The 21623-nt window shown below is 46.5% G+C and carries 19 protein-coding genes; 8 read left to right on the top strand and 11 right to left on the bottom strand.

The window, feature by feature from the left end; all coding sequences use genetic code 11:
- Positions 1 to 18: 18 nt before the first annotated feature.
- The 3 genes from purE to FD967_RS09145 are packed head-to-tail and all read left to right on the top strand — an operon-like array spanning position 19 to position 2799.
- Positions 19 to 513, top strand: a complete 495-nt coding sequence (purE, locus tag FD967_RS09155; RefSeq protein WP_215325725.1) for a 5-(carboxyamino)imidazole ribonucleotide mutase — start codon at positions 19 to 21, stop codon at positions 511 to 513.
- Positions 514 to 517: 4 nt separating this feature from the next.
- Positions 518 to 1702 (top strand): 5-(carboxyamino)imidazole ribonucleotide synthase, encoded by a 1185-nt coding sequence (locus FD967_RS09150; RefSeq protein ID WP_215325724.1) that lies wholly within the window; start codon positions 518 to 520, stop codon positions 1700 to 1702.
- A gap of 2 nt (positions 1703 to 1704) precedes the next feature.
- Positions 1705 to 2799, top strand: a complete 1095-nt coding sequence (locus FD967_RS09145; RefSeq protein ID WP_215325723.1) for an L-threonylcarbamoyladenylate synthase — start codon at positions 1705 to 1707, stop codon at positions 2797 to 2799.
- Here the strand turns inward: FD967_RS09145 and dacB are convergent.
- Genes dacB through FD967_RS09125 form a run of 4 tightly spaced genes read right to left on the bottom strand, consistent with a single transcriptional unit; the run spans position 2745 to position 8224 of the window.
- A complete protein-coding gene (dacB, locus tag FD967_RS09140; protein WP_215325722.1) occupies positions 2745 to 4301 on the bottom strand; it encodes a D-alanyl-D-alanine carboxypeptidase/D-alanyl-D-alanine-endopeptidase in 1557 nt (518 codons plus the stop codon). The genes FD967_RS09145 and dacB overlap by 55 nt on opposite strands.
- Before the next feature lie 38 nt (positions 4302 to 4339).
- Entirely contained in the window at positions 4340 to 6766 is a 2427-nt protein-coding gene (locus tag FD967_RS09135; RefSeq protein ID WP_215325721.1) for a response regulator, read from the bottom strand.
- 7 nt (positions 6767 to 6773) lie between these two features.
- Positions 6774 to 7397 (bottom strand): response regulator transcription factor, encoded by a 624-nt coding sequence (locus FD967_RS09130; RefSeq protein ID WP_215325720.1) that lies wholly within the window; start codon positions 7395 to 7397, stop codon positions 6774 to 6776.
- On the bottom strand, positions 7397 to 8224 hold the full coding sequence (locus FD967_RS09125) for a diguanylate phosphodiesterase (RefSeq protein ID WP_215325719.1): 828 nt from the start codon (positions 8222 to 8224) through the stop codon (positions 7397 to 7399). The genes FD967_RS09130 and FD967_RS09125 overlap by 1 nt, the downstream gene beginning before the upstream one ends.
- Before the next feature lie 318 nt (positions 8225 to 8542).
- Between FD967_RS09125 and FD967_RS09120 the strand changes: the two genes are divergently transcribed.
- Together FD967_RS09120 and groL are read left to right on the top strand one after the other, a co-directional pair.
- Entirely contained in the window at positions 8543 to 8833 is a 291-nt protein-coding gene (locus FD967_RS09120) for a co-chaperone GroES (RefSeq protein ID WP_015421939.1), read from the top strand.
- A gap of 26 nt (positions 8834 to 8859) precedes the next feature.
- Positions 8860 to 10512, top strand: coding sequence for a chaperonin GroEL (gene groL, locus FD967_RS09115; protein WP_215325718.1), 1653 nt, complete (start codon positions 8860 to 8862; stop codon positions 10510 to 10512).
- A 154-nt stretch (positions 10513 to 10666) separates the two neighbouring features.
- Here the strand turns inward: groL and FD967_RS09110 are convergent, their stop codons facing one another.
- The 3 genes from FD967_RS09110 to FD967_RS09100 are packed head-to-tail and all read right to left on the bottom strand — an operon-like array spanning position 10667 to position 13562.
- The gene (locus FD967_RS09110; protein ID WP_215325717.1) at positions 10667 to 12034 is read right to left on the bottom strand and encodes an NAD(P)(+) transhydrogenase (Re/Si-specific) subunit beta; all 1368 of its coding nucleotides are present in this window, start codon (positions 12032 to 12034) and stop codon (positions 10667 to 10669) included.
- A gap of 34 nt (positions 12035 to 12068) precedes the next feature.
- Positions 12069 to 12407, bottom strand: a complete 339-nt coding sequence (locus FD967_RS09105; protein ID WP_215325715.1) for a proton-translocating transhydrogenase family protein — start codon at positions 12405 to 12407, stop codon at positions 12069 to 12071.
- A 24-nt stretch (positions 12408 to 12431) separates the two neighbouring features.
- Complete coding sequence (locus FD967_RS09100; protein ID WP_215325713.1) at positions 12432 to 13562, bottom strand: Re/Si-specific NAD(P)(+) transhydrogenase subunit alpha; 1131 nt, start codon at positions 13560 to 13562, stop codon at positions 12432 to 12434.
- Between the two features lie 174 nt (positions 13563 to 13736).
- On the opposite strand from FD967_RS09100, the gene mnmA reads away from it, so the two are divergent.
- Positions 13737 to 14852: a tRNA 2-thiouridine(34) synthase MnmA gene (mnmA, locus tag FD967_RS09095; RefSeq protein WP_215327252.1), complete on the top strand. Its 1116-nt coding sequence runs from the start codon at positions 13737 to 13739 to the stop codon at positions 14850 to 14852.
- Positions 14853 to 14878: 26 nt separating this feature from the next.
- On the opposite strand, the gene FD967_RS09090 is transcribed toward mnmA, so the two are convergent.
- Complete coding sequence (locus FD967_RS09090; protein WP_215325711.1) at positions 14879 to 15493, bottom strand: glutathione S-transferase N-terminal domain-containing protein; 615 nt, start codon at positions 15491 to 15493, stop codon at positions 14879 to 14881.
- Positions 15494 to 15586: 93 nt separating this feature from the next.
- Here FD967_RS09090 and purB point away from each other — a divergent pair, with 93 nt between their 5' ends.
- Positions 15587 to 16966, top strand: coding sequence for an adenylosuccinate lyase (gene purB / locus FD967_RS09085; RefSeq protein WP_215325709.1), 1380 nt, complete (start codon positions 15587 to 15589; stop codon positions 16964 to 16966).
- A gap of 35 nt (positions 16967 to 17001) precedes the next feature.
- A complete protein-coding gene (locus FD967_RS09080) occupies positions 17002 to 18333 on the top strand; it encodes a 3-deoxy-D-manno-octulosonic acid transferase (RefSeq protein ID WP_371819322.1) in 1332 nt (443 codons plus the stop codon).
- A gap of 14 nt (positions 18334 to 18347) precedes the next feature.
- Here FD967_RS09080 and secF read toward each other — a convergent pair whose 3' ends face one another.
- Genes secF through yajC form a run of 3 tightly spaced genes read right to left on the bottom strand, consistent with a single transcriptional unit; the run spans position 18348 to position 21537 of the window.
- On the bottom strand, positions 18348 to 19322 hold the full coding sequence (gene secF, locus FD967_RS09075; protein ID WP_215325708.1) for a protein translocase subunit SecF: 975 nt from the start codon (positions 19320 to 19322) through the stop codon (positions 18348 to 18350).
- Positions 19323 to 19325: 3 nt separating this feature from the next.
- A complete protein-coding gene (gene secD / locus FD967_RS09070; RefSeq protein WP_215325707.1) occupies positions 19326 to 21185 on the bottom strand; it encodes a protein translocase subunit SecD in 1860 nt (619 codons plus the stop codon).
- Positions 21186 to 21210: 25 nt separating this feature from the next.
- Entirely contained in the window at positions 21211 to 21537 is a 327-nt protein-coding gene (yajC, locus tag FD967_RS09065) for a preprotein translocase subunit YajC (protein WP_215325706.1), read from the bottom strand.
- Between the last annotated feature and the right edge of the window lie 86 nt (positions 21538 to 21623).

Below are 21623 nucleotides of genomic sequence, written 5' to 3'. Positions count from 1 at the left end.
GGGCATTTGGAGAGGTAAATGAGCAAAAAGCCAGTAGTCGGAATAGTAATGGGATCCAATTCAGATTGGGACACCATGCAGCACGCCGCTCAAATGCTAGAACAATTCGGCATCGCTCACGAGGCTAAAGTGCTTTCCGCTCATCGCATGCCAGACGATATGTTTTCCTATGCAGAAAATGCATCTAAAAATGGCCTCAAGGCGATTATTGCTGGTGCTGGTGGTGCCGCGCATTTGCCAGGCATGTTGGCATCAAAAACAATGATTCCGATTTATGGCGTTCCAGTCGCTAGCAAATACTTACGTGGCGAAGATTCTCTCTATTCCATCGTACAAATGCCTAAAGGTATTCCAGTAGCGACGTTTGCAATTGGTGAGGCTGGGGCTGCAAATGCAGCCTTGCATGTCATTGCCAATTTGGCAGTCAATGACTCTGCTTTAGCAAAACAGCTGGAGGAGTTTCGTGCAAAGCAGTCCGATACTGCACGCTCCATGAATTTGCCGGGATATTAATCAGATGGTTGATCGTTTGGAGCCCATCTTGCCGGGCTCGTATTTAGGAATACTGGGTGGTGGTCAATTAGGGCGGATGTTTACACAAGCCGCTCAAGCAATGGGCTACAAGGTCTGCGTTCTAGATCCCGGATTCGATAGTCCGGCTGGCTCCATTGCAGAAAAATTCATTCAAGCTGATTACACAGACTCTGTCGCCCTAAAAGAAATGGCAGCATTATGCAAATCCGTAAGTACGGAATTTGAGAATGTTCCTGCACAAGCTTTAGACGAACTCGAATCTTTAGGCGTCTTTGTGGCGCCCCGCAGTAGTTGCGTATCTTTGGCACAAAACCGCGTTGCTGAGAAAAAATTCTTGGCCACCTGGAAGGCGGAAACCAATATTGGTCCTGCGCCTTACTTTGTAATTGAGCATGATGTAGATGTTGAGCACGTGCCTGTAGATCTATTCCCTGGCATTCTGAAGACCGCTCGCATGGGTTACGACGGCAAAGGCCAAATTACTGTTTATGACTCTGCCAATCTAGTTACTGCTTGGGCTGAATTGGGTAAGGTGCCTTGTGTTCTTGAAAAGCGCATGGATTTAGATTTTGAAGTATCTGCTTTGGTAGTGCGCGGGTACGATGATGCGGTGGTGGCATACCCTGTTTCTCAGAATATTCATCGTGACGGTATCCTGCATACCTCAACTGTGCCAGCCCCATCACTTAAGCCTGCTCAAGAGAAAAAAATTATTGAAGCTGCTAAAGCTCTGATTCGTAAGATTGATTACGTGGGTGTGTTGTGTGTGGAGTTCTTTGTACTGAAGAGTGGCGACATCATTGCTAATGAAATCGCTCCACGTCCGCATAACTCAGGCCACTACACTATGGATGCCTGTGTTAGCAGTCAGTTTGAACAGCAGGTCAGAAGTATGGCGCGCTTACCTTTGGGCGACACCCGCTTGCTAGCGCCAGTCTCTATGCTCAATCTCTTGGGAGATCTCTGGTACGAAGGCAGCGAAGATAAGGCACGAGAGCCTGCTTGGGATAAGGTGCTTTCTCATCCGGATGCCAAGTTACATCTATACGGTAAATCTGACCCACGCATGGGTCGTAAGATGGGCCATATCAATTGTTTAGGTGAGTCACTTAATCAAGCTCGCCAAAATTGCGCAGCTGTCGCAGTTGAATTAGGGATCGAGCCCTAGTAATGTCCGGTGACAGTAGCGCACTGCATTCATCTGCAGTCATTAACGAAGCAGTACAAACTTTGCGTGCTGGTGGCTTAGTCGCCTTTCCGACTGAGACGGTTTATGGCTTGGGGGCAGATGCAAAAAACCCTAAGGCAATCAAACAAATTTTTACAGCCAAGGGTAGACCTTCTAATCACCCCCTCATTGTTCACTTAGCACCCCCTGACAAGTTCGATCAGACTCAAGTAGACTGGGTATCAGTGCTAGCGCCGTGGGTAAGGGATTTATCGGAGGATGCGTTAAAGCTGATTAATGCTTTTTGGCCGGGTCCACTGACCCTAGTCTTTAAAAAAGATAAAAGCGTTTTAAATGAACTTACGGGTGGTCAGGATACGGTAGCAATTCGGGTGCCGGCTCACCCGATTGCACAAGAGTTACTCCGTAAATTTAAGGGCGGGGTGGTTGCGCCTTCAGCGAACCGTTTTGGGAAAGTCTCTCCAACCAGTGCTGCTGATGTCCGTAGTGAGTTTGAAGGCATTTTGGATCTCATGATTTTGGATGGTGGTGATTGCGAAGTCGGCATTGAATCAACCATCATTGATTTATCTTCAGGCAATCATCCAGTCTTATTGCGCCCCGGCCTCATCACTCCCAGAGAAATTCTTCTCAAGACGGGCATCAAAGTCTATTTACCTAGTGAGCTCAAGCTAGCTAAGCAAGATGATGGCCTACCAAGAGTTTCTGGCAGTCTGCGTGCCCATTACGCCCCTAAAACTCCATTAAGAATGTATGCGCCAGGTAGAGTCTTAGATGCTCTGAGTGAGTTTCCGGATATCAAGTCGCGGGTAGCGGTTGCGGTTTGGGATTCAGATTCTTCATTAGGTGAAGATGGGCATCCATCGGCGCATTTTGAAGAGCTTATTGTGCCCAGTGATAGCGTTGCATTTGCAAGCCGTCTGTACCGATCCCTGCGAGATTTAGATCAACAGGATTGGGATTTGATTTTGTTTCCTGAGCCCCCACCAGGCGAGGAGTGGGATGGGGTTCGGGATCGACTTCAGCGTGCCTGTTTTGGGTCTGGCCCATCATTTAGTAGCCACGCCAATAATTGATCATGCGCCTCTAAGCCTTTCAAAGCATTGGGATGGTTTATGAAGGAGGTCACCGCATACATTCTTCCAGACTTACTCATTACATAGCCTGATATTGCCCTGACATCTACAAGCGCCCCTGTTTTGATTCGAGCCTCAGGCTTTTTCTTCAAATGTAAAAATTTCCGTAAATGTGCCATGAGGCGATTTTTCATCGTGCCATCTGTTCCTGCAATCGGAAGGCTGTTATAAAACGTATCTGTAACGGATAAGTTACGAGCCGAAACTAATAATTGCGTCATATGTTCAGCAGAGATCGCTTCATTACGGGATAGGCCAGAGCCATTCTCAATGACGAGTTCTGGAAACTGAAGTCCTAAACCCTTTAGCCAACTCTGAATTACGAGCTCACCATTTTTAGTAGTTGCAGGCTTACCCATCTTCTCTAAGGCTAATGTCAGCATCAATTGTCTAGCCATGACATTATTAGAAAGCTTATTAATGTCCTGCACGTCATCAGCCAGAGGGATGCCCTCAAACTGAAGTAGTAATCGGGCTGCTAGAGGGACGGTGCCAGACTGTCCGGTGGGTGCTTGAGTCCAAGTCCCACCAGCTAACTCCCAAGCTGCGGCGAAGCCTTGCGTGAAAAAGGTATTCGCATCCAAAGCAACGACGTTATAGTTCACTCCCTTGCAGCCTTTTGGAAAGCTACCAGAAAATTGGGCAGTCAGAAGTTGGTTAGTGCTTGCTCCATCACCCTCCGGATCTAAGTTAAAGCGAATATTACTTTTCCAGTTATCGCAGGATTGATCGACCAATTGCATTTGATTGATCACTTTAAGTTGGGACAATGGAGGTGTGTAGCTTATGTCAATAAAGTCTGCAGTACGCGACTTGCCCAATTGAAATGAGAGAGTTCTAAAGGCATATAGCAGAGGATCTGGCGGCACGTTGTAGGCGCGCAAGGATTCCCCATCGATCGTGCTGTGCTCCATGACATTAGGGGCATAGGCACTTCTATCAAAAAATAAATTACCATCAATTTTTTGAATCCCTAAATTTTGCAAGGTATTCATCATTTTGGCCATTTCTTCAGGGACTAGCTTCGGATCACCGGTGCCTTGCAAATACAGATTTCCTTTGAGAGTGCCCTGACGAATAAACCCATCGGTATAGACATTTGTACGCCAACGATATTGCGGTCCGAGTACATCTAGACCAGTTAGCGTGGTGAGTAGTTTCATGGTTGATGCAGGATTCATTGCCTGCTTAGAACGCCAGTCCACCTTTGTTTTTGCTGTTATTTTCCCTGGCTGTCCTGGCTCTATTTCCACTACTGAAATGCTGATTGCATCTTTTGGGATCTGGCTCTTTTCAAGGCTAGTAGCTACGGCCTTGGGGATGAATTGAAGGGGGGCACCTTGAGCAACTATGTTAACGGAGTGAGCTTGACAAGTAACTAGGCTAGCCCATAGAAAGGCTAACAGATTGATGAGGGAGGGCAAAGATGATTTGGTACGCATTTCCCATAGGATAAACCTTGGCGCTCACAAGCCTATTACTATCGATATTTTTTCTTATAAGTCTTGATAGTTTGATTTTGTTCTTCGAGAAGGGTGATGAATCTCTCAATGCGCTCTGTAAGTGCTCCATCAACTTCAAGTGATTCGCAGGCATGAGTAAATTCAGTAGCTTGCAGCAGTTGTGCCCCACCTTTAACTTTATGAATTAGACTTTGAAAAAGGACTTCATCCATTAGGATTTGATTGCCGTCTGATTGCAATTGATTCAGAGTGTCTAGGTGAACCTTCTCAATTTCCTCCAAGATCACCGTGATTTGTTGGGAATCATTTTTGATAAGATTGGAGAATGCATCAAACGAATAGGGCTCACTAGTTGAGATCGAGTTTTGGCTGGAATCAAAATAGCGCATGAGTTCATTCTCAAGCGCGCCCAAACTTAAAGGCTTGATGAGTACGCCATTCATGCCAGATGATAAAAATTGATGACGAGAGTCTAGTGCATAAATATCTGCAGTGACGCCAATAATGATTAAGTCACGATTACCGAGAGATCGGATTTGTTTGGCTAGCTCAGAGCCTTGCATTCCGGGCATCGATTGATCTGTTAGCATCAGATCAAAATGATGCTCCTTCATTAACTCTAGCGCCGCAGCTGCATTCTCACAAACGCAAGTACTGATACCAAGCGCTTCTAATTGCAAGGACAAAATTTGTCGACTAGCTGGATGGTCTTCAACTACTAAAGCATGAATGTGAGAGTTTTTTCGATCCGACCTTTTCGATATGAAGTTCTTGGACGATGGTCCGAGTGAATCAAAGCCTGAAGCCTGCGCCGCAGCAACACTGGTTCTAGGAAAGGCCACCGAAAAGTGGACATTGCTTCCAAAGCCTGGGGCACTCTCAAAATAAAGATGGCTGTTCATGGAATTCACCAAATGATTGGTGATGGTAAGCCCAAGGCCCGTCCCTCTCTTTTGCTCTGATAGGTAAGACTCTTGCGTGGCTGGCAATTGCTCGAAAGCTTGCAGAGCCAATTTGATTTGATCGACCTCCATTCCTACTCCAGTATCAATCACCCTGAACTCGAGCAATTGGCCCGCATGATCATCGGCGAGGACGCTAATAGAAAAGTACACCTCACCTTCAGCGGTGAACTTAATCGCATTGCTAAGTAAATTCTGCAGAACTTGTCGCAGACGTAAAGAATCAATCATGAGTACTTCAGCGATTCTGGGATCAATCATGGTGTGTAGTAGCAGATTCTGTTTCTGAGCTACCGTAGAAAATGCCGCATGAATATCCATAATCAATTGATGTGGATTGCAAGGCTCTAGGTTGAGAGTGAGTTTGCCAGCCTCAATCTTAGAAATATCTAACACTTGATTGAGCATACCCAAAAGAGACTCGGCAGAAGCTTGCGCACTCTTTAATAGAGGTTTATCTTTCTTGGGAAATTGTGCGCTACCAAGCAGTAGTTCTTGAACGCCCAAAATAGCATTCATCGGCGTACGAATTTCATGGCTCATAGTTGCTAGAAAGGCAGACTTAGCAGCATTTGCTTTTTCAGCCAACTCTTTTGAGTGCAGTAATTCTAGGGCAGCTCGCTTCTGATGAAAATACTTTCTTTGGAGCTGATAAAACATTGCCCCACCCACAATAAAGACAAAGATAGCGCTCAGCCACGGCAGTATGGGTGATCTTGGTTTGGACTCATCCCCTAACGCAAACAGTTGGCGTGATGCAATGGGATCTAAGTCCCTCAGAAAGTGCCTCAGTACATCGTGTAGAGGGGCGTCTTGGTCTGAGATTAGCCAGCGATAGCCAAAAGGATCACGACTGTATAAACCATCTATTTTTAGATCTGAATTTTGGGTTTCGCGAATCAGTAGCTGCGCTAGACGAATGGGCATGACTAGTGCCTCGATATCATTTTTAACGAGGGATTGAATTAAGCGAGTAGGAGATTGCGCTTGCGTGCTTTCACTGTGGCTATTAATGCTAGAGGGCGAATTTTCAAGACCTCGATCAAAGAAGCTTATCTTGGTATTGGGCGAATCCAGCTTATTTGACACCTTGGTAAGGACAGCATCATGCCCCCAGAAGATAGCGTCAGATAGAGAGCCAAATTTCAATACGTGGTCATTAATATTTGGTGGGTCGATGATGAAATCGACTTCGCCTTTACTGAGTTGCCTTAAACCCTCTTGATCCGTTTTTCTCCATACCGGCACATATTGCTGTCGTGTGCACTCTTCCATTTTTGACAGAAGTGCCATAAAGGGCGCTGCGCCCTGTTGTTCACTGGATGGGTTGAGATAGGACGCATATTTTTCGTGAATACTAAATCGCACCACTGGATGGGCATCGATCCATAATTGCTCTGAAGCACTAAAGGGTCCGGCATGCGCCAAACCTATATAGATGCAGCCGAGTATGAATACTTTTTTCAATATGAATCGATGCATGCGCTGCTTAGCTTTCGATGATGTTGTTCATGCGGCAGAACAGGATCAAATCAGCAATATTGTTAATACCTAGTTTGTCAAAGACTCTAGTCTTATAGGTTGCTACGGTCTTATTGCTAATGTGCAGTAGGTCTGATATCTGCTGGTTAGTATTGCCTTTACCGAGATACTTCATGACTTGTAGCTCACGATCGGATATCAATGCCAATTTATCGTTATCGCTCAGAGAGGTGTTGCCATTCTTCCCATGTGTGAAGAAGGTATATCCCTGTGAGATGGCAACGCATGCAGCTAAGATGACATCAGCCCCAGCAGTCTTATTCACAAAACCATGCGCACCCAAAGACCGCACTCTGCCGCCATAGACTGCCTCATCTAGGCTAGATAGCACCAGAATACGAACTTCTGGATGCATCAAGCTAATCCGGCGGATGACATCAAAGCCATCCGTCTTAGGCATGTCCAAATCTAAGATCACCATATTGGGATTGACTTCTTTAATTGAGCGTAAGCACTCTTCACCATGCTGCGCCTGTCCTGCGATCTCAAAAAGCAATTGATCTTGCAACATACTTTTTAATGCCATCAGCATAGCTGGATGGTCATCTACCAACATCACGCGTTTTCTCATTACTTGTCTCCGTTTTGGGTTTTATGAGGGTGCAGCGAAAAAATGGCCTTGGCGATGCGGCTATCGCTCATGTGTAGCATTTGATGTCGGCTTACTGGTGGCATCATGAGTCCGCCATAGCTATGGTGCGCCCCCATTGCCATGACATTTTCCAAATCCTTCACTAGGGTGATGTTGCTGGCATAGATTTGGGTGTGGAATTTATCGCCAAGGGAAATCATTTCGTTTGGTAGGCCATCAGCTCGAAATTGCCCAATCTCAATATGAATGCCCTCGGGTTCGATCTCCTCTACCCAGCGGATTTGCGCACTAGCCCCAGAAAAATCAAGAAGATGGATCAGAACGCCCAGACGACGCATTCGTAATAAGCCTTCCATGCACGGTTCCATGGAATCGACATCGTTGAGTTTGTACATTCCCAAGCTCACTAGGCCAACAGGGAGTCGTGAGTTCAGAATCAGGTCACTGAAAGCATCTATAAAACCGCTGGATGCTAGATGTTGTGCTGGTACAGGCAAGATGCCCGGAATGAAGCGACCACTTCGGTACCAATATGTAATGGTGTCTAAGCCCTCCATGAATAATCTGAGGAGCTGCGTGTCGGTAGCGGTCAGTAATGGTCTAAATAAAGAGCTCGTCAGCTTAGTTCCTTGGCTATTAAAGATGGGTTCGTTACTTATCGCTTGTCGCTGGGACCAGGCTTGGTGTTCTTCTAGCGCTTTGCCGCTAAGACCAAGCCAAGGCTGGCCGCAGGCATCGCGCACTTCTTGGAAGGGTTTGTTCTTCCAAGCCTTTACAAGCGTGTACAGCCGGGATTTCGGGCTCATCAGCATTCTCCAATCATTGAACAGTCAGTCTAGGCAGGACAGATTGGAGGGGTAAGGGCTTAAGGCTTATTTGTGTGTAGGAATTCACCTACTTGCCTGCCTCCATTATATAAAGGGCGGGAGGTCTATTTGAAATTTAAGATGAATTTGCCCTTGAAATCCCTAGAATTAGACCTATATAATCAGCACTCCCTACACGCGAGTGCTAAAACAGGCTTATTCAGCTGAAAAGCTTGTTTTCTTCGTGTTAAGAGATCGTAATACATTGATTTATATTGGTTTTTTAATTAGTTAACACTTACTAACATAGGAGAAGGAATGAATCTGCGTCCTTTACATGATCGCGTAATCATTAAGCGTTTAGATCAAGAATCAAAAACTGCCTCTGGAATCATCATTCCGGATGCTGCTGCTGAAAAGCCGGATCAAGGCGAAGTATTGGCAGTTGGCCCAGGCAAGCGTGACGACAGCGGTAAGTTAAATGCACCAGACGTCAAGGTTGGCGATCGCGTGTTATTTGGCAAATATGCAGGTCAAACAGTTAAGGTCGGCAGCGATGAGCTTCTCGTTATGCGCGAAGAAGACATTATGGCTGTTGTACAGAAGTAATTAGTACCTAAGAAAGGAATTCAATCATGGCAGCAAAAGACGTTGTATTTGGAGATAGCGCCCGTACCAAGATGGTAGAAGGCGTCAATATTCTCGCAAACGCAGTAAAAGTTACTTTAGGACCAAAAGGTCGTAATGTGGTCATCGAGCGTTCATTTGGCGGCCCAATCATCACTAAAGATGGTGTATCCGTAGCAAAAGAAATCGAACTGAAAGACAAGCTCCAGAACATGGGTGCTCAGATGGTGAAGGAAGTTGCTTCTAAAACCAATGACATCGCTGGTGACGGTACCACTACCGCTACTGTATTGGCTCAGTCTATCGTTCGCGAAGGCATGAAATACGTAGTATCAGGCCACAATCCAATGGACTTGAAGCGTGGTATCGACAAAGCAGTTACAGCGGCACTCGAAGAGCTCAAGAAAATTAGTAAGCCTTGTACAACTACTAAAGAAATCGCTCAAGTCGGCTCTATCTCGGCTAATAGCGACCAAAGCATTGGTCAGCGTATTGCTGAAGCAATGGAAAAAGTAGGTAAAGAAGGTGTTATCACTGTTGAAGATGGCAAGTCTTTGGAAGACGAGCTTGAAGTAGTTGAGGGTATGCAGTTTGACCGTGGTTACCTCTCCCCATACTTCATTAACCAACCTGAAAAGCAAGTTGCCGTATTGGAAACTCCATACGTTCTCTTGTTTGACAAGAAAGTTAGCAATATCCGTGATTTGCTCCCAGTGCTCGAGCAAGTAGCGAAGTCAGGTCGTCCATTATTGATCATTGCAGAAGATGTTGAAGGCGAAGCCTTGGCAACTTTAGTTGTGAATAACATTCGCGGCATCATTAAGACTTGTGCTGTTAAGGCTCCAGGCTTTGGCGATCGTCGTAAAGCCATGTTGGAAGACATCGCAATTTTGACAGGCGGCACTGTTATTGCTGAAGAAATTGGCCTTACCCTCGAGAAAACAACTCTTGAGCACTTAGGTCAAGCTAAGCGTATCGAAATTGGTAAAGAAAACACCATCATCATTGACGGTGCTGGCGATGCTAAAGCAATTGAAGCACGCGTGAAGAATATTCGTGTTCAGATCGACGAAGCTACTAGCGACTACGATAAAGAGAAATTGCAAGAGCGTGTTGCCAAGTTGGCAGGCGGTGTTGCAGTGATTCGCGTTGGTGCTGCTACTGAAGTTGAAATGAAAGAAAAGAAAGACCGCGTTGATGATGCATTGCACGCAACTCGTGCAGCGGTTGAAGAAGGCATTGTTCCTGGCGGCGGCGTTGCTTTGTTACGCGCGATGCAGGGTATCAAAGGTCTTAAGGGTGATAATCCTGATCAAGACGCTGGTATCAGCATCGTATTGCGTGCAATGGAAGAGCCAATCCGTATCATCGTTTCTAACGCAGGCGATGAAGCCAGTGTAGTTGTTAATGCAGTATTGGCTAGTAAGGGCAATAACGGTTACAACGCAGCAACTGGTGAATACGGTGACCTCGTGGCTCAAGGTGTGATCGATCCAACCAAGGTAACAAAAACTGCATTAGTTAATGCAGCATCTGTTGCAGCCTTATTGTTGACTACGGATTGTGCAATCTGCGAAGCTCCAAAGGATGATTCTGCTGGCGGTGGTATGCCTGATATGGGCGGCATGGGTGGCATGGGTGGAATGGGCGGCATGATGTAATTGCCGCACACTTCCTCAGCTATCTAGCTGTAGAAACTAAAACGCCTGGTTCAAAAGACCAGGCGTTTTTATTTGCAATAGGAATATCAAATTTTGATGTAATAAAAAACCGCCCGAAGGCGGTCATTTATTTTGGATGCGGCTGGTTCAATCTTTAAGAAACTGATTTCACCATGTCTTCCACAACCTTCTTCGCATCACCAAAGACCATCATGGTTTTGTCCATGTAAAAGAGTTCGTTATCTAGACCAGCATAACCTGCAGCCATGGAGCGTTTGTTGACAATAATTGTTTTAGCTTTATAGGCTTCCAAAATTGGCATACCAAAGATTGGGCTGCCTGGCGTACGAGCAGCAGGATTTACCACGTCGTTTGCACCAAGTACGAGGACCACGTCAGCTTGACCAAAGTCGCTGTTGATATCTTCCATCTCAAACACTTGATCATATGGAACTTCAGCTTCAGCCAGGAGCACGTTCATGTGGCCAGGCATACGACCGGCTACTGGGTGGATTGCATACTTTACAGTCACACCATGATGAGTCAGTTTTTCTGTTAATTCTTTAAGTGCATGCTGAGCTCGGGCAACTGCGAGACCGTATCCAGGGACGATCACTACTGTGTCGGCATTCTCCATAAGGAAGGCGGCATCTTCTGGCGAACCGGTTTTATAGTTCTTTGGACCACCATCATCGGCGCCACCAGCAGAGGCCTCTGCACCGAAGCCACCAAGCAAGACTGCCAAGATGGAGCGGTTCATTGCTTTACACATGATGTAAGACAGAATTGCGCCAGATGAACCTACGCAAGCGCCTGCAATAATTAATACTGGGTTGTTGAGCGTGAAACCAATACCTGCAGCTGCCCAACCAGAGTAACTGTTCAGCATCGATACAACTACAGGCATATCTGCGCCACCGATTGGGATAATTAAAGTTACGCCCAACACCAAGGCAATCGCACACATGACTAAGAATGCTTCGTGACTACCTGTCATGAAGTACATGACACCACCAGAAACCATGGCAATTGCGAGGAGGAGGTTGAGCAAGTGCTGACCAGCAAAGGTCACTGATTTACCACTGACCTTGCCGGACAATTTTCCAAAAGCGATAATGGAAGCAGTAAAGGTGATAGCGCCAATAAATGCACCGATAAAGAGCTCAATCTTTTGAGCGCCAGTATGGTCTTGGGCTGGATTAAACACTGCTGCAATCGCAATCAATACAGCTGATAAGCCAACAAAAGAGTGCATCAGCGCTACGAGCTCTGGCATCTTGGTCATTTGCACACGTTTAGCGGCAAGTATTCCAATGATTGCGCCCGCAACAATCGCACCAATAATCAATGAGAAGACAGGTTTAAAGTCAGGAATCATGAAGGTGGTGATCACGGCAAGCAGCATGCCGATCATGCCAAAGGTATTGCCTTGACGTGATGTGGTTGGCGAAGACAATCCACGCAAGGCGAGGATGAAGAGCACCGATGAAATGAGGTAGGAAATCGCGGTTATGTTTGACATGATTGTGGTCTCTATATAGATCTTGTTCTAGTTTTTATTTGCTTCCAGTCGCATCAGCTTTAGGGGCTTTTTTCTTGAACATTTCAAGCATGCGACGGGTGACCATAAAGCCACCAAAAATATTAATTGATGCCAAGAAGACGGCAACAGCACCAATGATGCTGGTGAGAGTGATCTCATCGCCACCAATCACTTCAGTTTGAAGTAGGGCACCAACAATAATAATTCCAGAGATTGCGTTTGTAACCGCCATCAGTGGAGTGTGAAGTGCAGGGGTAACGTTCCAAACGACTTGATAGCCAACAAAAATGGCCAAAACAAACACGGTGATGTTTTGGACTGTGAGAATGCTTTGAAAAGCAGCGAGATCCATGATATTTCCTTTGAATATTCTGTATTAGTTTTTGCGGATAGCTTGGCCATCACGACACATGAGGCAGGCAGTAACGATGTCGTCATCGGTTGGAATAACCAACTTCGCTTCTGGGTCAACGATGAGCCTCATAAAATCGAGCAAGTTGCGTGCATACAAAGCAGAAGCATCCGCTGCCACCATGCTGGCGAGATTACTGTAACCAATAATCTTCACACCATTTTTCTCAACAATCTTGTCTTCTTGGGTCAAAGGACAATTACCTGATCCATTGTCACCACGACCAGCTGCTAAGTCGATCACGATCGAACCGGGTTTCATATTGGCAACGGTGTCGCTGTGCAATAAGACTGGCGGCTTACGACCAGGAATTAAGGCGGTTGTGATGACGATGTCAGCTTGTTGAGCACGTTCCGCAACTAGTGCTGCTTGACGTTTCATCCAAGCTTCTGGCATTGGGCGCGCATAGCCACCAACGCCTTTAGCGATTTCGCGCTCTTCATCTGTTTCGTAAGGAACGTCAACAAACTTAGCGCCGAGAGATTCAATTTGCTCTTTAGCGGCAGGGCGCACGTCAGATGCTTCGATGACAGCACCTAAACGCTTTGCAGTTGCAATGGCTTGGAGGCCAGCAACACCAGCGCCCAAGATCAGTACGCGAGCGGCTTTAACGGTTCCGGCTGCAGTCATGAGCATAGGCATAAAGCGCTGATACTCATTGGCGGCAACCATCACTGCTTTATAACCTGCGATGTTGGCTTGCGAAGATAAGACGTCCATGCTTTGTGCACGAGTAGTGCGTGGCGCAGCCTCTAATGAGAATGCAGTCACGCCTTGAGCAGCCATCGCAGCGATATTATCGTTATCAAATGGATCGAGCATGCCAATGAGCACACTGCCAGATTGAATTTGCTTGAGTTCTGCCGCTTCAGGCGCGCGCACCTTTAGAACGATCTCTGCGCTAAACGCATCTGCTGCGCTACCAATCGTCGCGCCAACAGCTTCATAGGCGGAATCAGGTTGGCTGGCTGTAACGCCCGCATCTTTTTGAATAACAACTGTATGGCCTTGACCAATCAGTTTCTTAACGGTTTCTGGTGTGGCGGCAACTCGAGTTTCCCCGAGTCTGATTTCCAGCGGTACTCCTATGCGCATGGCATGTCTCCAAAAGCAAATTTTTCAAAAAATCTATTTTAGTTAGTTAGGTGAAAAGCCACCTATCTATTTACCCTTAATGCCATTTATTTGGTTTTGCCACAAATCTCGTAAATTTGGAGCAAGACTTCTACAATGGATTTTTTAGCTGATAACGAATTCTCGCATTTTTTGATGATCCCACTCAATTCTGTCGCAATACCTGCTTCAAAACCCTCCAAAGTCGTGGTTGGGATGTCTGGAGGGGTAGATTCGTCTGTTGCTGCCTGGATGCTCAAGCAGCAAGGCTATGAAGTAATTGGTCTTTTCATGAAAAACTGGGAAGACGAGGACAGTGACGAATATTGCTCTGCACGTCAGGATTGGCTAGATGTGGTGTCTGTGGCCGATCTCATTGGGATTGACGTCGAGGCCGTCAACTTTGCTGCTGAGTACCGTGAGCGTGTTTTTGCGGAGTTTTTGCGCGAATATGCTGCCGGCAGGACACCTAACCCAGATGTTTTGTGCAATGCAGAAATTAAATTTAAAGCCTTTTTAGATCACGCCATCAGTTTGGGCGCGGATGCCATTGCAACAGGTCACTATGCGCGGGTTCGACATGAAGGTGGTCGCGTACAGCTATTAAAAGCCTTGGACGCCAGTAAAGACCAAAGCTATTTTTTGCATCGCTTAACCCAGAATCAATTGGCCAATGTACTTTTTCCTTTGGGGGAGATTCCAAAGACGGAGGTGCGCAAGATTGCCGAAAAAATCGGCCTGCACAATGCCGCTAAAAAAGACTCTACAGGAATTTGCTTTATTGGTGAACGCCCTTTCCGCGAATTCTTAAACCGTTACCTACCGCGCACACCCGGGCCCATTAAAACTCCAGAAGGTAAAACAGTGGGTGAGCATATGGGTCTTGCCTTTTTCACCCTGGGACAGCGAAAGGGCATAGGCCTAGGCGGCAGTCAGGACGGCAATGGAGATGCTTGGTATGTCGCACGCAAGGATGTAGCCAATAACACCCTCTACGTTGCCCAAGGCCATGAGCATCCGTGGTTACTGGCCAATCAGCTTTCCACAATTGACGCTAGTTGGGTTGCTGGAGTTGCACCCACACCAGGCCAGTACTCTGCAAAAACCCGCTATCGTCAGGCAGACTCAGTATGTACGCTTGCTGCTGGAGCTGACGGGCCTTTGAGTTTTGAATTGGCCTTTCCGGAAGCGCAATGGGCGGTAACTCCGGGTCAGTCTGCCGTTTTGTACGACGGAGATATTTGCTTAGGCGGCGGGATTATTTCCGCCTAAGTCTTTCCAGCTGATAGCGCCCTGATTTAGGCGGCTGGAGGCGCTGTTTCTGCGAAGGAAGGTCTTTGCATCAACTTTTGATACAAGGCATCTAAATTGGGATATTGCGCTTGCCAAGCGATATTGGGGAAGCGGAACAGCAGGTAACCCAAGGCGCAGCCAACCGCAATGTCAGCCAAAGTCATCTGGTTGCTGTGGCACCAAGCGTTTTCACCTAATTTACGGGACATTTGGGCAAGAGAGGTATTCATTTTGCCCATTTGGCGCTCAATCCAAGCGGGGCTCTGTTGCTCAGGTGGGCGTAAGGTCACCTCTAAACGAGCCAAAATGCCGGCATCTTCTATCCCGTCAGCCAGGGTTTCCCAAGTTTTGACGGTAGCGCGTTCACGACTATCGGTCGGGATAAGTTTGCCCAACGGGCTCAATGTATCAGCGTACTCAGCAATCACGCGTGAATCGTAGATGACTTCCCCGTCATCTAAAAGAAGACAAGGCACTTTGCCTAAGGGGTTGTTGAGGGCTATTTTGGTGTCTGCGGCCCAGACATTCTCGAGTTCTAGGTCTAAATCTACCTTTTTTTCCAAGAAAACAATGCGCACTTTGCGCACGTAGGGGCTAGTGAGGGATCCGATGAGTTTCATGTACCTAGTATAGCGATGCCAATCAAACTGAATTGCTCCTAAGAGCGATTAAAATCAGGTTTTATTGAAACAATCAATGTAAAGGCAATATTCGTGAGTCAGCCGATTTCTACTCTTAATGCACTATCCCCTTTAGATGGTCGCTATGCCGGCAAGCTGGATGCCTTGAGGCCCTGGTTATCCGAAGCCGCATTTATGCGGCAGCGTGTGTTTGTAGAGATTCATTGGTTATTGGCTTTGGCTTCCGGAGGCCTGCCAGATGTTCCAAAAATTAGTACAGCAGATGAAGCCTTCCTATTGTCTTTGCCAGAAAACTTCTCGGATGCCGATGCGCAACGCATTAAGGATATCGAGGCAGTCACCAATCACGATGTCAAAGCGGTGGAGTATTTTTTAAAAGAAAAAGTAGCCGGTCGCCCAGATCTCTTAAAGGCCAGTGAATTTATTCACTTTGCGTGCACCTCTGAAGATATCAACAACACGTCACATGGCTTGATGTTGCGCGGGGCGCGTGATGAAGTGCTGTTGCCACAACTCAGAAAAGTACTTTCTGTACTGACGGATTTGGCAATTGAGAACGCTAAAGTGCCTTTGCTGTCACGCACTCATGGCCAACCTGCCTCTCCAAGTACATTAGGTAAGGAGTTAGCTAATATTGCTAAACGTCTAGAGCGTGCAATTGCCACGATTGCAGCAGTGCCTTTGTTAGGAAAAATGAACGGTGCAGTCGGTAATTACAACGCGCATTTATCTGCTTACCCCAATTTTGATTGGGAAAACTTTTCTAAGAATGTCGTTGAGAAACGCTTAGGTCTTACCTTCAACCCTTACACGATTCAAATTGAGCCACATGATGGTATGGCTGAATTGTTTGATGCAATTGCTCGCGCCAACACCATCTTGTTGGATATGGATCGTGATTTCTGGGCGTACATTTCAATTGGTTACTTTAAGCAACGCACTAAAGCGGGTGAGATTGGTTCTTCAACTATGCCGCATAAGGTGAACCCAATTGACTTTGAAAACTCTGAAGGTAACTTGGGCGTAGCCAATGCCTTGTTGCGTCATCTTGCTGAGAAGTTACCAATTTCTCGCTGGCAGCGCGACCTCACTGATTCAACCGTATTGCGTAACCTAGGCCCAGCCTTTGGCCACAGCGTCTTAGCTTATGACAGCGCCTTACGTGGCTTAGGTAAGTTAGAAGTGAATCATGCAGCGATTGCTGCTGACTTAGATGCGTGCTGGGAAGTATTGGCAGAGCCAGTGCAGACTGTGATGCGTCGTTATGGCATTGAGAATCCGTATGAGCAACTCAAAGAGCTCACTCGTGGCAAAGGTATCAACCAGGCCGATTTACAAACCTTTATTCGTGGTTTAAAGATTCCAGATGATGCAAAAACCCTGTTACTTGAGATGACCCCATCTTCTTATTTAGGCAAGGCGGTCGAATTGACCGAACGTCTCAAAAAGTGAGCTTGACTCCAAGCCTTGGGCCTGCACCGCAGGATTTGCAATATGGTGCTCGCCCTAAGATCTGGTTTGCTGTTTATCAACTGCTTTGGCATCTGCTTCTGCCTTTTGCATTTATTCGCCTGGCTTGGCGCACACGCCATTCCTCTGAATATTTAAATTACTTCTCTGAGCGTTTGGGTTTTGCTTATGGCAAAACGACTACTCAGGGATCTGTATGGATTCATGCGGTATCCGTTGGCGAGACTAGAGCGGCTCAACCTTTGGTGGAAGCTTATCTATCTCGTGGCGAGACGATTCTGTTGACGCATATGACGCTCAATGGTCGCCGCACTGGCGCTACTCTATTCGAAAAGGCAATTGCCGCAGGTCAGTTACGTCAAGTCTATCTACCCTATGATCTCTGCTGGGCTGTTGCTAATTTCATTCGTGTATTTAAACCGAAGTTCGGTTTGTTTATGGAAACCGAAGCTTGGCCAACCATCGTGTTTTATTGCGCAGAAATCGGCCTGCCATTATTTTTAGTAAACGCACGCTTATCTGAACGAAGTGCTCGCCGCGTCAATCGATTTGGAAATGCTGGCAGATCCTTATTTCAGGCATTTAAAGGGATCTTGGCTCAAACGCACTTAGATGCCGACCGCTATCGTAGTCTTGGCGTTAAGCAGGTTGAGATTGTTGGCAACCTGAAGTTCGATGTACCACTTGACCTCAACCTAGTACAGCAAGGTAAATCCTGGAAGCAAGAGCTTCATAGCAAACAACGATTGATGGTCTGCGCTGCTAGCACTCGTGATGGTGAAGAGGCAATCATCCTGAAGGCTTGGAAGAATCTCTTACTTGGCAACACTTTTGAAATTGCACCATTGCTTTGTTTAGTACCACGTCATCCTGAGCGCTTCTCTGAAGTGGCCAATCAAATTGAAGATGCTGGTCTGACATTTCGACGCCGTACAGAATGGATTGAGACGCCAAAGGGTGATGCTGGCGTGGATGTCATTCTAGGGGACTCAATGGGTGAGATGCCAATGTATTACAGCGCTGCTGACGTGGTAGTCATGGGTGGCAGCCTACTTCCGTTTGGTGGTCAAAATCTGATTGAAGCTTGTGCTGCCGGTTGTCCAGTTTTGCTCGGTGAGCATACCTATAACTTTCAACAAGCCGCCCTAGATGCTATTGAGATGGGTGCTGCCAAGCGTATCCAGGGTGAGCTCAACTTGAGTGAGCCCATTGCCCTCATGGACGCTTTAAAAGGGTTGCTTTTAAATACTGCCGAACTGGCAAAGATGTCGAGCGCTGCAAATTCTTATGCACTCGAGCATCAAGGTGCGACCCAAAAGATTATGGCCGCCCTTGAGAATTTAAATTAACTGAGATTGAATTATTAAACCTGAGCCCCAAAGTTAGGGTCATCGTTGCGCGTAACATCGTCCGGCTTTTTATCGCCTTTCACTAAATCTTCTCGCGTCACACCAAGCCACATGGCCAAAGCCGCTGCCACGAACACTGACGAGTAGATGCCAAACAAAATACCAATGGTGAGGGCTAAGGCAAAGTAGAAGAGGGTGGGCCCACCAAAAATCAACATCGCCAAAACCATCATTTCAGTACTACCGTGAGTAATTACGGTACGACTGATTGTGCTGGTGATGGCGTTATCAATAATTTCACGAGTAGTCATCTTGCGATATTTGCGGAAGTTTTCGCGAATACGGTCAAAGATCACCACAGACTCGTTTACTGAGTAGCCCAATACAGCCAATACCGCAGCCAATACGGAGAGTGAGAACTCCCACTGAAAGAATGCGAAGAAACCTAGAATAATCACAATGTCATGTAAGTTGGCAATAATGCCGGCGACAGCAAATTTCCACTCAAAGCGGAAAGAGAGGTAAATCACGATGCCGATGATCACAAATAGTAGTGCCAGTAATCCATCTATTGCCAGCTCACGTCCAACTTGTGGCCCAACAAATTCAACGCGCTGTAGCTTAACGCCTGAAGTGCTTGGCTCAAGCGCTTGCATGACTGCTGCACTTTGATCTGCAGAGGAAATCATTTTTCCCTCGGCATCTTTTTGGAGAGGCAGACGAATCATCACATCGCGCGAGCTGCCAAAGTTCTGAATCTGGGTATCGGCATAACCCAGTTTTTCTACCTTGGATCTAATTGAATCTAGGGGAGCTGTTTGTGGATAAGAAACTTCCATCACTGTACCGCCGGTGAACTCAATTGATAAGTGAAGACCGTTTTGCCAGAGGAAGAAAACAGCTGCGAAGAAGGTGATTAGAGAAACTGCATTCAGCGCCAGTGCATGGCGCATAAAGGGAATGTCTTTTTTAATTCGGAAAAATTCCATGACTTATTTCTCCTGTGGACGCCAAACTTGGCCGATAGCGAGTTTCTGAACTTTTTTACCTCTGCCGTACCAGAGGTTAACCAGGCCACGTGAGAAAAAGACGGCTGAAAACATGGAAGTCAAAATACCAAGGCAATGCACTACTGCGAAGCCTTTAATTGGACCGGAGCCAAATGCTAGCAATGCAAGGCCGGCAATTAAGGTGGTGACGTTTGAATCCAAAATAGTTGCCCAGGCTTTATCAAAGCCAACAGCAATCGCCGTTTGTGGGGCAGCACCGTTACGCAGCTCCTCACGAATACGTTCATTAATCAAGACGTTGGAGTCAATCGCCATACCCAACGCTAAGGCCATTGCAGCAATGCCTGGCAATGTTAGGGTGGCTTGCAGCATTGACAATATCGAGATCAAAAGTAACAAGTTAACCGCTAGAGCTACTACTGAGAAAGTACCAAATAAGAGGTAGTAAGCAACCATGAAAATGGAGATTGCTCCAAAGCCAATGATCAGGGATTTGAAACCCTTCTCAATATTCTCCGCACCTAGGCTTGGTCCAATCGTGCGCTCTTCAATGATTTCCATGGGAGCGGCTAGTGAGCCTGCACGTAGTAAGAGTGCTAAGTCATTAGCGCTCTCGGTAGTTGGCTGGCCAGTAATTTGGAACTTGGATCCAAACTCACCTTGAATCGTAGCAATAGTGAGAACCTCACCTTTGCCTTTTTCAAACAAGATCATGCCCATCGGTTTGCCGATGTTTTCACGGGTTACTTCTTGCATCACGCGACCGCCAGCAGCATCTAAGGAGATATTGACTGCAGGGCGTTGGTTTTGATCAAAGCCAGCGCTTGCATCGGTAATACGATCCCCGCTAAAGATGACTGATTTTTTGAATACACCTTGGCGAGTTTCGCCAAAACGGAATACATCCATGCCCGGAGGTGGAGTCTCGCCAATGGCGATAGTTGAAACGATTGGGTCGGCTAATCTGGACTCTAGAGTTGCGGTGCGGCCAATGATGTCCTTCGCGCGCGCAGTATCTTGTACGCCTGGAAGCTGCACAACAATTCGCTCTGCACCTTGTTGTTGAATCACTGGCTCTTTAACGGCCAGCTCATTGACGCGCTTATTGAGTGTGACGATATTTTGTTTTACTGCGTTATCTTGAATTTCTTTCAAGGCAGTCGGTTTAAATTCGCCAACCAGTTTTGGAGACAGGCCTGTAGGCTTAATTTGCCAGGTCAGATCAGGCTGACTAGTCATCAAGACAGAGCGCGCTTTTTCAGCATCTTCAGTGCTGCCGAATGTTAGGGTGATGGAGTCTTGGCCACGCTCAATACCCTGCTGGCGAATCGATTTATCACGTAGCTGACTACGAATATCCGTTGCCAAAGAAGTAACCTTCTTTTGAACGGCACCTTTCATATCCACTTGTAGCAAGAAGTAAACGCCGCCACGCAAGTCAAGGCCAAGAGGCATCGGTAAGGCATTGAGTGCGTTTAACCAGCTTGGTGTGTTCGAGAGTAGGTTTAATGCAACTGTGAAATTGGGTTCGTTTTGATCGATGTTCAATTTCTGTTGCAGCAAGTCGCGTGCACGAAGTTGGATGTCAGTATTGTTAAAACGAATTTTAATTGAACCTACACTACCGGTAGATTCAAAGAAGATGCCAGTATTGCTGATGTTGTCATCAGTCAAAATCTTTTCTACTCGAGATTGTGTCGCCAAATCAACCTTGATGGTTGGCTTGGCAGACGAGACTTGAACCGCTGGCGCCTCTCCGTAGAAATTGGGTAATGAATACAGTCCTCCAATCAATAAAGCAAAGAGGATGACTATATATTTCCAGAGAGGATAGCGATTCATATTGGGATACTTTTAATCAAGCGTATTAAGCAGACTTCAGTGAGCCTTTTGGCAATACTGTTGTGATGGCGCCTTTTTGCATTTGCACTTCAGTACCAGCAGCAATTTCAACAGTCACTACTTGGTCTTTTAATGCAGTTACTTTGCCGATGATGCCGCCAACAGTCACTACTTCGTCGCCAACAGAAAGAGACTCCAGCATTGCTTTAGTTTCTTTTTGACGCTTCATTTGTGGGCGAATCATGATGAAGTACAACACTGCAAACATCAAAAGCAAGGGAAGAAAGCTCATCAAGCCACCAGAATCTGCACCCGCGGCTGGAGCCTGGGCAAAAGCGTTACTAATCCACATACAAAACCTCCATTAATTACCAGTTAAAAACTGCTTTGGGAACTGCTTCAGTTTTAGGCTTTTAAAGCGAAGCCGTAAACCCGCAA

Source organism: Polynucleobacter sp. JS-Mosq-20-D10 (genome assembly GCF_018687755.1).
Classification (GTDB): Bacteria; Pseudomonadota; Gammaproteobacteria; order Burkholderiales; family Burkholderiaceae; genus Polynucleobacter.
The sequence above is the reverse complement of the archived record's forward strand: the minus strand, read 5'-3'. Positions and strand labels throughout refer to the sequence as shown.

What these genes read in the sequence shown, in the direction of transcription:
- purE (WP_215325725.1), top strand. Translation starts at nt 19, where the DNA reads ATGAGCAAAAAGCCAGTAGTCGGAATAGTAATGGGATCCAATTCAGAT.
- FD967_RS09150 (WP_215325724.1), top strand. Translation starts at nt 518, where the DNA reads ATGGTTGATCGTTTGGAGCCCATCTTGCCGGGCTCGTATTTAGGAATA.
- FD967_RS09145 (WP_215325723.1), top strand. Translation starts at nt 1,705, where the DNA reads ATGTCCGGTGACAGTAGCGCACTGCATTCATCTGCAGTCATTAACGAA.
- dacB (WP_215325722.1), bottom strand. Translation starts at nt 4,301, where the DNA reads ATGCGTACCAAATCATCTTTGCCCTCCCTCATCAATCTGTTAGCCTTT.
- FD967_RS09135 (WP_215325721.1), bottom strand. Translation starts at nt 6,766, where the DNA reads ATGCATCGATTCATATTGAAAAAAGTATTCATACTCGGCTGCATCTAT.
- FD967_RS09130 (WP_215325720.1), bottom strand. Translation starts at nt 7,397, where the DNA reads ATGAGAAAACGCGTGATGTTGGTAGATGACCATCCAGCTATGCTGATG.
- FD967_RS09125 (WP_215325719.1), bottom strand. Translation starts at nt 8,224, where the DNA reads ATGAGCCCGAAATCCCGGCTGTACACGCTTGTAAAGGCTTGGAAGAAC.
- FD967_RS09120 (WP_015421939.1), top strand. Translation starts at nt 8,543, where the DNA reads ATGAATCTGCGTCCTTTACATGATCGCGTAATCATTAAGCGTTTAGAT.
- groL (WP_215325718.1), top strand. Translation starts at nt 8,860, where the DNA reads ATGGCAGCAAAAGACGTTGTATTTGGAGATAGCGCCCGTACCAAGATG.
- FD967_RS09110 (WP_215325717.1), bottom strand. Translation starts at nt 12,034, where the DNA reads ATGTCAAACATAACCGCGATTTCCTACCTCATTTCATCGGTGCTCTTC.
- FD967_RS09105 (WP_215325715.1), bottom strand. Translation starts at nt 12,407, where the DNA reads ATGGATCTCGCTGCTTTTCAAAGCATTCTCACAGTCCAAAACATCACC.
- FD967_RS09100 (WP_215325713.1), bottom strand. Translation starts at nt 13,562, where the DNA reads ATGCGCATAGGAGTACCGCTGGAAATCAGACTCGGGGAAACTCGAGTT.
- mnmA (WP_215327252.1), top strand. Translation starts at nt 13,737, where the DNA reads ATGATCCCACTCAATTCTGTCGCAATACCTGCTTCAAAACCCTCCAAA.
- FD967_RS09090 (WP_215325711.1), bottom strand. Translation starts at nt 15,493, where the DNA reads ATGAAACTCATCGGATCCCTCACTAGCCCCTACGTGCGCAAAGTGCGC.
- secF (WP_215325708.1), bottom strand. Translation starts at nt 19,322, where the DNA reads ATGGAATTTTTCCGAATTAAAAAAGACATTCCCTTTATGCGCCATGCA.
- secD (WP_215325707.1), bottom strand. Translation starts at nt 21,185, where the DNA reads ATGAATCGCTATCCTCTCTGGAAATATATAGTCATCCTCTTTGCTTTA.
- yajC (WP_215325706.1), bottom strand. Translation starts at nt 21,537, where the DNA reads ATGTGGATTAGTAACGCTTTTGCCCAGGCTCCAGCCGCGGGTGCAGAT.